7 protein-coding genes are annotated in these 14,140 nt (G+C 67.0%); 3 read left to right on the forward strand and 4 right to left on the reverse strand.

Annotation, left to right across the window (positions count from 1 at the left end):
- Positions 1-394: 394 nt before the first annotated feature.
- Complete coding sequence (locus VFE28_08170) at positions 395-1,558, forward strand: OmpA family protein (GenBank protein HZM15961.1); 1,164 nt, start codon at positions 395-397, stop codon at positions 1,556-1,558.
- 404 nt (positions 1,559-1,962) lie between these two features.
- The gene (locus VFE28_08175) at positions 1,963-2,988 is read left to right on the forward strand and encodes a patatin-like phospholipase family protein (protein ID HZM15962.1); all 1,026 of its coding nucleotides are present in this window, start codon (positions 1,963-1,965) and stop codon (positions 2,986-2,988) included.
- Positions 2,989-3,067: 79 nt separating this feature from the next.
- Here the strand turns inward: VFE28_08175 and VFE28_08180 are convergent, their stop codons facing one another.
- Positions 3,068-4,732, reverse strand: a complete 1,665-nt coding sequence (locus VFE28_08180; GenBank protein ID HZM15963.1) for a GWxTD domain-containing protein — start codon at positions 4,730-4,732, stop codon at positions 3,068-3,070.
- 163 nt (positions 4,733-4,895) lie between these two features.
- Complete coding sequence (locus tag VFE28_08185) at positions 4,896-8,609, reverse strand: Ig-like domain-containing protein (protein HZM15964.1); 3,714 nt, start codon at positions 8,607-8,609, stop codon at positions 4,896-4,898.
- Positions 8,610-9,098: 489 nt separating this feature from the next.
- Here VFE28_08185 and VFE28_08190 point away from each other — a divergent pair, with 489 nt between their 5' ends.
- Complete coding sequence (locus tag VFE28_08190) at positions 9,099-9,833, forward strand: endonuclease V (protein HZM15965.1); 735 nt, start codon at positions 9,099-9,101, stop codon at positions 9,831-9,833.
- Between the two features lie 31 nt (positions 9,834-9,864).
- Here the strand turns inward: VFE28_08190 and ettA are convergent, their stop codons facing one another.
- A complete protein-coding gene (gene ettA / locus VFE28_08195) occupies positions 9,865-11,544 on the reverse strand; it encodes an energy-dependent translational throttle protein EttA (protein HZM15966.1) in 1,680 nt (559 codons plus the stop codon).
- 121 nt (positions 11,545-11,665) lie between these two features.
- Positions 11,666-14,137: a mechanosensitive ion channel domain-containing protein gene (locus VFE28_08200; protein ID HZM15967.1), complete on the reverse strand. Its 2,472-nt coding sequence runs from the start codon at positions 14,135-14,137 to the stop codon at positions 11,666-11,668.
- Positions 14,138-14,140: the final 3 nt, after the last annotated feature.

The raw sequence follows: 14,140 nt of genomic DNA on the forward strand, positions 1-14,140 counted from the left end.
ATAGAACTCGAGTGCACGCGACGCCCCCTGCATGACCAGATAAGGCGTGACGGTGCTGTACCCATCGGGAATCGGCTTCACGGGCATTGCCTCTCTCCTCGATTGCAAATCGATTGCACTGACGGTGCCCGCGGCGGCAAATCGCTCTCCGGAGCGGGCGGAGTCGCATTCTCCGTCGCAACCAACGCCGTGTGGATTCCAGGCAAAGGCTAGTCGTACGACGCGAGGTCGTCAACACCTCCAGACGACGAAGCGCCTGGAATGCCGCAAAGTCTTCGCTGCATCCTGCAGAGCATTCCTCTACTTTCGTCTGTCAACTTCCTTGCCTAGAATGTGCTGGGAAGCTCGCCCCCCCTCGGTCGGGGTGCGAGCGAATTACGAAGGGTGGATCTCCATGCTTCGAGTGCTCGTGAGCACGACGCTCCTCGTGCTCCTCATGATCCAGCCCGCCGCGGGCGCTCCTCGCGACGCGGAACGGGCCTTTCCGGCTGCGAGCATCTCCACGGAGGGGTACGTGGCACGGGTGGAGGCATTCCAGTTCATCGTCGACGGCTCCTACTCCATGCGCGCGTCGACACATGAGCTCCCGAAGATCGATGTGGCCCGAGCGGTGGCGCAGAGTCTGGCTCAAGCCATACCGCCCCTGGACTATCGCGGCGGCGTGCGGGCTTTCGGCCAGGAACGGCAGTATCCCGCGGGCGAGACGAGCCTCCTCTATGGTGTCCAGCGCTACTCGCCCTCCCGGGCGAGGGAAGCGATCGGCGAGGTGCGCTGCGCCTACGGCGACTCGCCGCTGGCGACGGCACTCGACGCCGCGGGCCGTGATCTGGCCAGCGCTAGCGGCGAGACCGCCGTCTTCGTCGTGAGCGACGGCCTGGACATGGGAGACGAAGCGGTCGCCGCGGCGCGGCGCCTGCACGAGCGGGCGAATGCCTGCATCTACGCTGTGCAGGTGGGTGTTTCCCGTGACGGCAGTGCGATGCTGCAGCGTCTCGTCAACGCCGGCGGCTGCGGCGAGGTGGTGCAGGCTTGGGATCTCACCGATCCGCGGCAGATGCGCGCTCTCGTGGTCCACGCCTTGCTCTCCGGCGACGGGGACCGGGACGGCGTTTCGGATGACAAGGACCGCTGTCTCGACACGCCGAAGGGGACGCCGGTGACGAAGGAAGGCTGTCCCGTGCGCGGCCTCGAGGTGAGCGGCGAAGTGTGGCGCCTGCCGGTGCGCTTCGCCTTCGACAGCAGCTCGATCGACGGCGAGTATCGCCGGGCTCTCGACGAGATCGCCACCTATCTGAAGCACAACCCCGAGATGCGCCTCGTCGTCGAGGGGCATGCCGACGACCAGGGAGACGAGGCCTACAACCAGGTACTCTCGGAGCGTCGGGCCCAGAGCACGCGGGACTACTTGGTTTCCCGCGGCGTGCCGCCGTCGCAGCTGAGCGTGGCGGCCTACGGCGAATCGCAGCCACTCGTCATCAACAGCAGCAAGGAAAACCGCGCGCGGAATCGCCGCACCCAGTTCCGGGTGATCGGCGAGCCGGCCGTCACTTCTCGTTGACCGCGATCCTGTTCACACGAAGCGGGGGGCGACAGCGCCCCCCGCTTGCATTGATGTCCTCGTTCTCTGACTCGCCGCTGCACGACGAGGATCTCACCGCAGGAAGACAGAGCGAGCGAACCGCGAACCGGCCGGTGAATCGCGCCCGCCCTCCTCGAGCACTCGGATCCGGCGGCCTCTAGCGTCCTCGCTTGTGCCATCGGAAGCTCCCAAAGCGTAGTGGAGGCTTCCAGCGCCCCTCGAGTAGGCCGGCCTTTCGGGGCTCGCCGCATCGACATCAGCCGTGAGGGCGACTCCGGCCGCTCCCCGCTGCTGGGGCACGCCTGTTGCATGCACTCGTTTCAAGTCCTGACATCGATGTCGCAGCGGAAAACCGCACGCCGGCCCGCTCTCGGGGGTCCCACTTGATTCGGGTTCTGTCCATCGACGGTGGAGGAATCCGCGGCATCATTCCGGCCATGGTGCTGGCGGAGATCGAGCGCCGCACGGGACGTCGCATCGCCGAGCTTTTCGATATCATCGCGGGAACTTCGACGGGCGGGATTCTGGCGCTCGGCCTCACCCGCCCGGGTCCGGGCGCCGCACCTTCTTACACGGCCGAAGCCTTGATCGAGCTCTATGTAACCGAAGGCAGCAAGATTTTCTCGCGCTCCCGCTGGCATCGCCTGCGTTCCCTGGGGAACCTGGTGGAGGAAAAATATCCCGCGCGGGGCATCGAGGCCGTGCTGGGGCAGTACTTCGGCGCGACGCGGCTCAAGGAGGCCCTGACCGAGGTGGTGATCACGAGCTACGAAATCGAGCGCCGCACTGCCTGGTTCTTTCGCAGCCGCAAGGCCCGCCTGCGTCCCGACTACGATTTCCCCATGAAGCACGTGGCGCGCGCGACCTCGGCGGCGCCGACCTACTTCGAGCCCATGAGGATCGCATCGCCGGACGGCGACAATTACTACGCTCTCATCGACGGTGGGGTTTTCGCGAACAACCCTGCTTTGTGTGGCTACGTCGAGGCTCGCTGCACCTATCCGGACGCGGACGACTTCCTGGTCGTGTCGCTCGGTACCGGCGAACTCACGCGCAGCCTGCCGTACGAAGAGGTCAAGGGATGGGGTGTAGTGCGCTGGGCGCACCCGATCCTGAGCGTGGTCTTCGACGGCATCAACGACACCATCGACTACCAGTTACAGCAGCTCTTGCCTAGGGGTCCGGATGGGCGACGGCGCTATTACCGCCTGCAAACACGTCTCGAGCCAGGCATCGACGACATGGACCAGACCGACCGCGCCCACCTGCACGCGCTGCGTCTGCTCGGGGAGAATCTCATCCGTGAGAGAGACGAGGACCTGGGTTCACTCTGCCGACAGCTCGTTGCCGCGACGCCCCAATCGAAGCCCGAACCGCAGACTGTGGCACAGACGGCGTCAGTCCAGTGACCTTGCGCCCCATGCCGACGCACTGCAATTGCGGAGCGCTGAGCATCCTGCAAAGGGCCTGCCGTCGGCGCTTCGCTCGTCAGAACCGCAGGGCGGAGAAGGGCGTCCGCGTCTCGGCGTGGGCGCCGCCGACCAGATCCTGGATTTCGATCACGAGCTCGTAGGCGGCTTCTCCGAGCTCGCCGACGTCGATGCGCAGCTCCTCGGCGCAATCTGTCGTCTGGCTTTCCGACAAGAAGGAAGAAGTGACGACGGGCCGCGGCTCGTTGCGGGACGAACTCACAGGTAGGATGCGGTAGGAGATCCGATAGCGTCCACGGCGCTGCTCGTCCAGCTGCAAGCCGTAGATCTCGAAATAGGCCGTGACCTGCTTGTCGAGCCCGTAGGCGCCGATCGGGTTCGGCAGCACCAGGCGGTCCCGCTTGGCGAAACGAGAGAGCCGATAGGCGCCCGCGGGGGCGATGCTCGTGGCGAGCTCGATGTCGGAAAGCGCCAGCCGGGTGCGGCGCAAGTCGGGGATCACCACCTCGGTGGTGTAGCTGCCCTGGTCGCCGGAACGCAGATCCAGCAGGCGGAGCGCCAGGAGGTATCGGCCTGGCGGCGCGCCGAAGTTCAATTGTCCCGGATAGAGGCTCGAGCGCTCCGTCGTGTCGAATCTCCAGGCGGTGAGATCGGTCTCGTAGGCATCGCGCGCCGCTTCTCGCAGCTCGGCATCGAAGAGCGTGCCTTCCAAACGATAGCGGGCCGCGTACAACGAGTCCTGCCACTGGTAGGTCAGATCCCGCAGCACGAACTGCACGTGGGCCTCGAGCCGCAATGGGGCTCCCGGTGTCGCCGCGTCCGTGAGGGCCGAGTTGCCGCTCTCGGGCAGGAAAGTGTCGGCGTCGAAGACGAACCAGAGGAATTGCACCGGCATGCCGGGAAAGAAGAACCGCTCGTGGTGATTCTCGAGGACATCGCGGGCCCCGGCCAGGTTGACTGCCACTGCTGCCGCGTTGAATGGATCGGCATCGGCGAAAGTAGGGATATCTTCATTGTAGTGCGTGGACGACAGGCCAAAACCCCTGAAGAAGTCGCTCGCGCCTCGTCTGGCTGCGGCCTGCACCTCGGGTCGGGAAGTGAAGGAGGCGCTCGAGCGCCCGAAGACCCAAGGTCCGCCGGGAGGGCGTTGCTCGAACTGCACGACCAGGTCGCTCTTGCCGTAGAACCAGTACAAGGTCTCGAACTGCAAGCCGAGAGCGTAGCTGACGTCCGCCGGCATCTGGCTCATACCGTCCGGCGGCCCGTAGAGGATGAGGAAGGCGCCGCGGTCGTCCCAGTAAGGCGGTGACGCCGTGGCGAAGTGCTCCCGGGCGAAGAGGACCCGCTGCTCGTGTTCCTCGCGGCGCTCGTTTTCCGGCGTCGTCGGCGTCGGGTCGCGCAGCACCCAGTAGCGGCGCACCCACTCCTCACGCAACGAATCGCTGGAGAGACCGAGGAACTGCTCGCGCAAGGCGTCGGTCAAGAGATACTGCAGGCCGTGGTAAGCGAGCCGGAGCTGCGTTCCGGGCTCCGTACCGCCTTCCCGGTCGTAGCGCGGGTCAGCCTCGACGACGCGCCCCAACCAGCGCTCGACCGACTCGGAGCTCTGTAGCAGCTGCTGCTTGGCGAGGTTCCGGCGCAGCTTTTCGGCGGGGGAAAGAGCGTGGGCCGTCGTCGCCAGGGCGAGGAGAGTCACACCGAGAACGGCTCGCACCAGCGCCATGGCCACCCCCCTCGCGTCATCGACGTTGCGACAAGATACGAGGTGCCGCGCTTGCGGGCAAGAACCGTTCGAAGGGTGAACGACAAGAACCAGCGCGGCGCGAACGGCCCCCTGGGCGGCACTGCGATGGTCTCGCAGCGCCCACCCAGGTGAGATCCGTGGCTCAGCGTTGAACGACGAGCTTCTGCTTCAGCATCCGGTAGCCGAAGTCCGCACGCACGAAGTAGATCCCCGCCGGTACGGGGACGCCGGCGTTGTCGCGGGTGTCCCAGTGCAGCATGTACCGCCCGGCAGTCTGCAGGCCGTTCTGGAGCTGGCGCACGCGCTGGCCGCGGGCGTTGAAGATCAGAACTTCCACCAGCGCCGGCGAGGGCAGCTCGTAGGCGATCGTCGCCGAGTGCCGCGCCGGGTTGGGGAAGACGCGGTCCAGGGTGATCGCGACCTCGGTTTCCGGCTCGCTGGGGCCTGCGGCGATCGCCTTGGTCGAAGCACCGTTCGGGCGGATCTCCACCGCGGCAGCCGCCCAGTCGGTGACGCCCGTGAAGGTGCCGTCGAAGGTCGTCGTCCCCGCTGTCGAAGCCTTCTCGACGCAGGTCAGCGAGGCTGCCGTGCCGCTCGTTCCCGAACGACTGTCGGCGCGTTGCGTCCAGCCACTACCCGGGACGAGCGAGTGGCTACGTTGCGCCGTGCAGCCGAAGACCACGCCGCCTTGCGTCGTGAGGGGGAAGCTGAAGCTCGAGCCGTCAATGCCGTTGGCGCACGTCCCCGAGACCCCATTGGTGTTCCCGGAGACCACGTTGCCCAGGGGGTTCGTAGCGTGGCTGTTCGCATAGCGCGCCACGGTGATGACCGCGTTGTCCGGCGCCGAGGACAGCGTCGCGGTGACGATACCGGGGCTCGGAGTGCCACGGGCCATCCAGAGCTCGACCATGGTCTGGCTCCGCCCGCCGCACTGGGCCCGCACGCGCGTCCAGGTGAGGCCGAGGCCGCTCACGTTCGTCACCGTGCGGAGCCCCTTCGCAGCCACGCCCGCGAGATAGAGATCGCCGGGAGCTCCACCCAGGCCTGCTGCGGTGCTGACCGTCGCGCTGGCCGCGGCGCCGCCGCTCTGGGCCTCGACGAAGGTCACCGGGCCGGCGGGCGATCCCACCGTGATGCTCACCGTGGTGACGGTGCTCGTGGCGCTCCCGTCGCTGGCTCGGTAGGTGAAGCTGTCGGGGCCGGAGTAGTTGCCGGCGGGTGTGTAGGTGAAGGAGCCGTTGGCGTTGAGCGTGAGCGTGCCATGTCCGGGACCTGTGACTTGCACGGCCGAGAGCGCGCTGCCCTCCACATCGCTGTCGTTGGCGAGCACGCCGGGGGCGGCAATGCTGAGCACCCCACCGCTGGTCACGTTGTAGGTGTCGGCCGTGGCCACCGGAGCATCGTTCACTGCTGCCACCGCGAGGGTGACGTTGCCGACGGCGCCGCCGCCTCGGTTGTCGCTCACGGTGTAGGTGAAGCTGTCGGAACCGCTGTAGTTCGCTGCCGGCGTGTAGGTGAAACCGCCATCGGTCTGCACGGAGACGCTGCCGTGAGCGGCGCTTCCCGCCTCGGTGACGACGAGCGCGTCGCCATCCGGATCGCTATCGTTCCCCAGTACGCCGGGGGCCGCGATGACGAGCGCCACGTCTTCCGTGGCGTTGTAGCTGTCGGTGTTCGCCGTCGGTTGCTGATTCCCCGGGACACCGGTCACGTTGCCGCGTTCGATGACGAGCTGCGGCTTGTTCGTGCCCTCCCGGGAGGTGTAGCGCGCCACGTCGGTGGAGGTACTGGCGATCGCAAAGCAGTAGGTGCCGTCGCCAGGGATGGCGGAGGTCAGGTCGAGCTCCACCCAGGTCCCGGAGTTCACCGCGCCGAAGGAGGCGCGGGGCGAGGCGGGGAGGGCGGGGGCATTGTTCCAGAAGAGTCCGGTTTCGGTCCACGTCGTGGTGGTGCCGTTGTAGGTGTTGGCCACCGAGTAGACGCCGCCGCCCTGTGGGCTGCTATCGGTGACCCACAGACGCAGGTGCGCGGCGCGGACGGCACGGAAGCCCGTCACCTGGAAGCGCAGATAGGGCCGTTCGTTGCGGCTCCCGGCCCGGACGCGCAGCTCGCTCGCGGTGCCGTAGTTGTTCGACGGCTTGAAGGAACTCACGTAGGTGTCGGCGAGGGGGTTGAAGGTCGTGGAGACCGGCCCACCCACACCGATGCTCGTGGTCACCGTGTTGCTCGACGTCGCAGCGTCGCGCACGCGATAGGTGAAGCTGTCGACGCCGTCGAAGGCCGCCACCGGCGTGTAGGTGAAGGAACCGTTGGCGCCGAGCACCAGGCTGCCGAACTGCGGCCAGCTGATCAGCTGGATCGTGAGCTCGTCCCCGTCCACGTCGGCGTCGTTGCCGAGCAGGCCGGGAGCCGCGACCACCAGAGGGGTGCCCACCGGTGTGGTGTAGGTTTCCCCGCTCGCCACCGGCGCGTCGTTCACCGGGTTGATGCTGAGGGTCACGGCGGCAGTGGCCGTCCCGCCACGTCCATCGCTCGCCACATAGGTGAACTCGTCGCTGCCGGAGAAGTTAGCGCTCGGCGTGTAGGTGAAGCTGCCATTCGCGGACAGATTCAAGGTGCCGAACGACGTGGTCGACTGGATCGACGCCGTGAGCGGGTCCCCATCGGGATCGCTATCGTTGCCGAGGACGCCGGGCGCAGACACGTTGAGGACGACATCCTCGTTGGTGGCGTAATCGTCGCTTCGCGCCGTGGGCACCCGGTTGCCGTCATCGGTGCGGATCGTGCCCTGGGCGCGGGAATCCCCCAGGGTCGCGTTCGAAGGATTCGAGAGGTCGACGAAGAAGGTCTCGTCGGGCTCGGCGGTCAGGTCGCCGGTCACCGACACCGAAATGGTGCGGGAGGTCGTCGAGCCGCTGAAGCTGAGTGAACCGGAGGTGGCCGTGTAGTCCGAACCTGCAGTGGCGGTGCCGTTGGCGGTGGCGTATTGCACCGTGACGGTACTGCCGTTGGGATTCGCCAGAGTCACGTTGAAGAGCATGGTCGTCGTCCCCGAGCTGCCTTCGAGGACGCTGCTGTCGGCGATGGTGAGGGTCGGCGTCGCCGTGCCGCAAGGTGGCCGTGTCACCGGCGTCGGGTTGTTCGCCCACGGATTGCGCTTGAGCTGGAACAGGTTCTGGTTGTCCAGCGTCGCTGTCACCTGCAACGGCTGCTCGCTGGCGCCGTTCTCCACCTGCACCCGGAGGATGTTCGAGGCGGAGAAGGGGTGATCCTGGATCCAGCTGTGCCCGTCGCCGTGGATGAAGAGGATCGGCTTGCCGAAGCTCTGTGCCGCGGTGACGAAGGGGTTGAAGAAGGTGCTGTGATTGCTTCCCGGGCCGGCCTGAGAGAAGATGACCGCACCGCGCACCTGCGAGGCCTTCGATTGCAGCTGCAGCACCACCCAGTCGGCATCGTCTTCCATGATGCTCGTGCTGTTCGAGCCACCCACCAGGTTGATACCGACGAACAACATTCCCTTGCGCACGAAGGCGAAGTTCTCCTGGCGACCGCTCTGGCGCTCGGTGGTGGGAGAGCACGGCCAGTTCTGGTCGATACGCAGGAAGTACTGGTTCCACAAGGACATTCCCGTGCTCGGGTTGCTGCAGTCCGTCGTCTCGTTGTCCCCGGGAACGATGTAGCATGGCACTTGCGAAGACTTCAGGATGTCGGCGACGACGCTGTAACGATCCGCCGTGCACGCCTCGCTCCCCGACTTGATGTCGCCCACGTGGGTGAGGAACTCGGAGGGGCTGTAGAGATCGTGCTGGTCGATCTGCTGTTGGAACTCGGGGATCTCGTTGGTGCCGTAGGGCACGTCGCCGACCACCGAAAAGATGATCGGTTCATTGGCCTCGACCCAATCAGTGCCGGAGGGGACGGTCGACCAGAGAGGCGAAGTGGTAAGGCAGACGAGAGCCAAGAAGGCGAACGCAATGCGCCCCGCGAGCTGCCAGGCCCGTGGCGTCTCCCGTAGGGCTCGGGATCCAGCAAATGGTGTCAGCATGTTGTTCGATGCCGCGGTCTCATGGTTGGAACCTGGCGACCTAGCGGCCCTCCGGTAACGGGTGCAGAGGCGAATGGGACGACTCCGAGCGGCGGGTCCCGGCCTTCGAGGATCGAGTCAATGGAAGAAGTTTAAATGTTCCCGATGAAGGTTCACAACACCCGGAGTGTTCGCGACACGATGTCCTGCATTGCAATGAACTCCACCGGGCGCACGGCTTTGGCTTGGGTGATTTGGCCCGATGGTTTTGTGCGAGAATCGAGTTGCTTCGAAAGAGTGATCCAGGGAAAGAGGTGCGGGGTGAACGAGACACAAGACCTCGAGCCCTGGCCCCGCACTCTCGCCGCGCTCGAAGAGGAGCAGCGCCGACTGGCTGCGACCGCGGCGCCGCTCTGGCGCCCCGAGAACCTCGGTCGGGGCGGTCGTACCGGCGGACCGCTGCCGCCCATCGGCGCTTCCTTCGTCTGCTTCGGCCGCGGCGGTTCGGGACCCGGTGCGGCAGGCGATGCCGGCTGGGCCGCGGCCGCCCTCTTCGCGGCCAGGGAGTTCGTGGCGTCGGCGGTGGCGCAGGGGCGCGCTCCTGCGGCCTACGCGCCGGGACATCTGGCGCTCCGCGAAGGAACGCTGCACGAGGCGGCGCTCTTTGCATTGCCGCAACTTCCGGGACTGCTCCTCGTGGACGCCACCGGGCGCGACCACCCACGCCGTGCCGGACTCGCGCTCCACCTGGGCGCGCGACTCGGCATCCCGAGCGTCGGGGTCACGAACCGCCTACTCGTGGCGGCTGGCCCACCGCCTCCGGATGAGGCCGGCGCCGTGACACCCTTTCTCCTCGAGGAAGTAGTGGTCGGCTGGTGGCTGCGCGTCCGTCGTGGCGTCCGCCCGCTCGCCGTGCACGCAGCCTGGCGCACCGACCCGGAGACGGCGCTCGCTGTGGTCCGCGCTTGCCTCGGCCGGGAGCGCACGCCGGAACCGCTGCGCACAGCGCGCCGCCTGGCGCGGGAAGCTCGGACCCGGGCCGAACGGCGAACTTAGTGGTGCGCGAGAGGGAGCGCCGGCGGGCTTTTCAGTTCCGCGTCAGCTTGCGGTAGCGGATCCGGTGGGGCTGCTCGGCGTCGTGACCCAGGCGGGCGCGGCGAGCAGCCTCGTAGTCCTGGTAGTTGCCTTCGAACCAGACGACCTTGCTGTCGCCCTCGAAGGCCAGGATGTGGGTGGCGATCCGGTCGAGGAACCAACGGTCGTGGCTGATGACGACGGCGCAGCCGGCGAAGTCGAGGAGCGCCGACTCCAGCGCCCGCAGCGTGTCCACGTCGAGGTCGTTGGTGGGTTCGTCGAGGAGCAGCACGTTCGCTCCCGTCATCAGCATCTTCGCCAGGTGCAGCCGGTTGCGTTCGCCCCCGGAGAGCGTCGCCACCCGCTTCTGTTGTTCCGTCCCCTTGAAGTTGAACTGGCCGACGTAGGCACGCGACGGCATGCTGCGCTTTCCCACCTGGAGCTGATCGAGCCCGCCGGAGATTTCCTCGAACACCGTCTTCTGGCCGTTCAGGCCGTCGCGCACCTGGTCCACGTGCGCCAGGGTGACCGTTTCGCCGACGCGCAGCGTGCCCGCGTCGGGCTCCTCCTGACCCGTGATCAGTCGAAAGAGCGTGGTCTTGCCGGCGCCGTTGGGACCGATGATGCCGACGATGCCCCCCGGGGGCAGGCTGAAATCGAGGCCGTCGAAGAGGAGATTGTCGCCGTACGCCTTGCGTAGCCCTTGCGCTTGGATGACCACGTCGCCCAGGCGCGGGCCGGCTGGAATGTAGATCTCGTCGGTCTCGCGGCGAGACTCGGCGTCGGCGGCGAGCAGGCGCTCGTAAGAGGCGATGCGCTGGCGGCTGTGGTTCTTGCGCAGGTGCGGTGTCATTTGCATCCACTCGAGCTCGTGCTGCAGCGTTCGCGCCCTGCCTGCCGAAGGCTTGTCCTTCTGCGTGAGCACGCGCAGCTTCTGGTCGAGCCACGAGGAGTAGTTGCCTTCCCAGGGAATGCCTTCACCACGGTCGAGCTCCAGGATCCAGCCCGCGACCTTGTCGAGGAAGTAGCGGTCGTGGGTGACGGCGACCACCGTGCCGGGGTACTCGCGCAAGAAGCGCTCGAGCCAGGCGACGGATTCGGCGTCCAGGTGGTTCGTCGGTTCGTCGAGGAGCAGCAGATCGGGGCGCTGCAGGAGCAGCCGGCAGAGGGCGACGCGGCGGCGTTCGCCGCCGGAGAGGGTGCGTACGTCGGCGTCGGCGGGCGGGCAGCGCAGCGCCTCCATGGCGATCTCCACGTGATGGTCCAGTTCCCAGGCATTCACTGCCTCGATGCGGTCCTGCACCCGACCCTGTTCCTCCAGGAGCTTCTCCATCTCGTCGGCTTCGAGGGGCTCGGAGAAGCGGGAGCTGATCTGCTCGAAGCGGTCGAGGAGTGCACGCGTCTCCGCCACTGCTTCTTCGATGTTGCCGCGCACGCTCTTCGCGGGATCGAGCTGCGGTTCCTGCGGCAGGAAGCCGACCTTGGCGGTCTTGGCCGGGAAGGCCTCGCCGGTGAACTGCTCGTCCAGGCCGGCCATGATACGGAGCAGCGTGCTCTTGCCCGCTCCGTTCGGGCCGAGGACGCCGATCTTGGCGCCCCAGAAGAAGGAGAGCCAGATCCCCTTGAGGATCTCGACCTTCGGTGGGACCACCTTGCGGAGGTCCTTCATGGTGAAGATGTATTCGCCGGCCATCGTGCCTCGCTCGTCAGGGGAAACGGGCCAGGAAGCTAGCGGAAAGCAGGGTGTCGAGGCAAGCGGCGCCGGGGCCAAGCGCGGGCTGGGCTACGGCAAGCCACGGGAGGGCCGGGAGTCACTAGGTCTCCCGAGGCGCCCGCTCCCGCGCTTCCCGCGGCGCCGGCCCTTCGGCCGTTCCATCGGGCGCCGACTTCAAGAGCACCTCGCGCTGCGGGAAGGGGATGCCGATGCCTGCCTCTTGCAGCGCACCGTACACTGCCAGGGCGATCTCGCTCTTGATGCGCATCCACTGGTCGATGTTCGCCGTCCACACACGCAACTGAACATCGAGGGAACTCTCGCCAAAGGCGAGGAAGAGCGCCGAAGGCTCCGGCTGCGCCAGCACCTCCGGATGCCGCGCGCCGGTGGCCACCAGCAGGTCCAGAACCTCTTGGGGATCGCTGCCGTATTCCACTCCCACGGACAGGTCGATCCGACGCAGGCGGTCCGAGAGGGTCCAGTTGATCACCTCCGTGGCGATCAGATGGGCGTTGGGCACGATCACCTCGGCTCCGTCCGGGGTGCGCACCGTACTCGAACGCATGCCGATGCGCTTCACCTCGCCCAGGGTCTGGCCGATCTGCACCGAGTCTCCGGGCATGATGGGCCGCTCGATCATGAGGATCAAACCGGAGACGAAGTTGTTGATCACATTCTGCAGGCCGAAGCCTATCCCTACGCTGAAGGCGCTGACGATGATGGTGAACTTGCTGAGCTCGACGCCCGTGGCTGCCACGGCGAGGAAGAAGCCGCACAGCAAGATGAGGTAGTGCAGGCCGGTGGAAAAAGCGTTGGGCAAGCCCCGGGGCAGGGAGAGCCGCGTGTAGATCTCGCCTTCGAGGAAAAAGCGCAGGAGGCGGGAAAGCAGGAAGGAAGCCCAGATGGTCACGATCAAGCTGAGAGCGTCGCCGAGGGAGAAGGCGACCTCGCCGAAGTGCGCCTGGGCGGCCAGGATCCGGCGCGTCCCCGTCGCCACGACGTTCCAGAGCAGCAGGATCTGCAGGGCAGTCTTGCACCAGATGTAGACGAGGGCGAGACGCAGCAGCAGGAGCGTGCGCCGGCGCAGGAGCCCCTCGTGCTGGCGTACCAGGAGCGAGTGACGCAGGAAAGAGTGGCGCAGCATGGCCCACACCACGCCCTGGAGCACGTGATAGGTGATGTAGAAGGCCAGGCCGAGGTAGGCGGAGAGCGTGACCGCGCGCAAGACCACGGCGGCGAGAGAGACGTTGCCCACGATGTCCGCCACCGCCGCTCCGCCGGCCAGGATCAGGGCGAGCCACTGCAGGCCGCGCTGGAGGCGGGCGAAGGTCGCGGTGGGGCGGGTGGCCGGTCGCTGCCGCACCAGGAACAAGAAGGCCCAGAACGCCACGAGGCCCTGCACGAGGAGCATCAACTGTTGCAGGGGTGACAGGTAGACCACGTTCTCGGAGGCGACGCCGAGCACGTGGGCGGCGACGAGTGCGGCGAGGAGGCGGCGCCGTTGCGTCAGGTTGTGGGGCAGCACACGGAAGAGCGGGACGAAGAGTAGGATGCTGGCGAAGTCGGAAACGATGGCGGGCACCCGCGGGATCATGATCGTCACCAGGAGCACCGAGGCGATCACCGCGGCCGAGACCGGGCGCGTCAGGATGCGGGCTGCAGCCTCGAGCTCCGGCTCCGGGGTGGTGCGCCGGCGCAGTCCCCGTCCGAGACGCACCGAACCTACGAGCGCGACGAGGAAGAAAACACCGCTGGCGACGAGCGCGTTGCGTGAGGCGCGGACGAACTCCCGCGCCTGCCCTTTTCCGTCTTGCCATGCGGCGCGCAGCTGCGCCACCTGACGCTCGCTCCCGAGGGGATGCAGCAGGGCGGACCAGAGTGGTGGCACGTCCAAAGCCGTGATCTGCATGCGGGCGCGCTCGCGCGCCGTTTCGATCTGCTCCAGACCCTCTTGGATGATGCCGAGGGCGTGGCGGACCTGTTCCTCCACGGTGAAGAGCTCCGCCCGGCGCTCGTCGAACTGCGTCTCCATCGCGCGGATGGAGGTCACTGCCTCCTGGGCGACCGTGGTCGCCGCCAGGGTCGAATCCGCCAGCTGAAGGGTGGCCTCCCACGGTCCGCGCAGGTCGGTCAAGGTCTGCAGATCCCGATCGAGACCATGAGCTTGGCGTTGCAGCTTGGCGCGCCAGAGAAAAAGGGGCGCTCGCAGATCGAGGAGCCGCCGCTCCAATTCCTCCATGGCTCGGGGCGGAGCTTGCTGCCCGAGACGGTTTTCCGTATCGCCGAGCAGCTTTTCCGCCCGACCGAGAATGCCGGGCAAGGCGCTGCGGATCTGTTCGAGAGCCGGGTCGGGGCCGTGGCGTTCCGCCATGGAGCGGAGCACAGCAGCCGTTTCATCGGACTTGGCGGAAATGAGACCCGGTGGGATCGGGCGGGGCGCCAGCGCTGCGGCGGCTGGCGGCTCCGCCGTATCTTGCGGTGCCGGGAGCAGCTGCGCCCAGGCGACCGGTGCCTGGGCGACCTCGGTGGAGGCGAGCAGCCAGATGCTGACGACCACTGTCAAGCGGCGCATGCG

This window comes from Candidatus Krumholzibacteriia bacterium (genome assembly GCA_035649275.1).
Taxonomy (GTDB): domain Bacteria; phylum Krumholzibacteriota; class Krumholzibacteriia.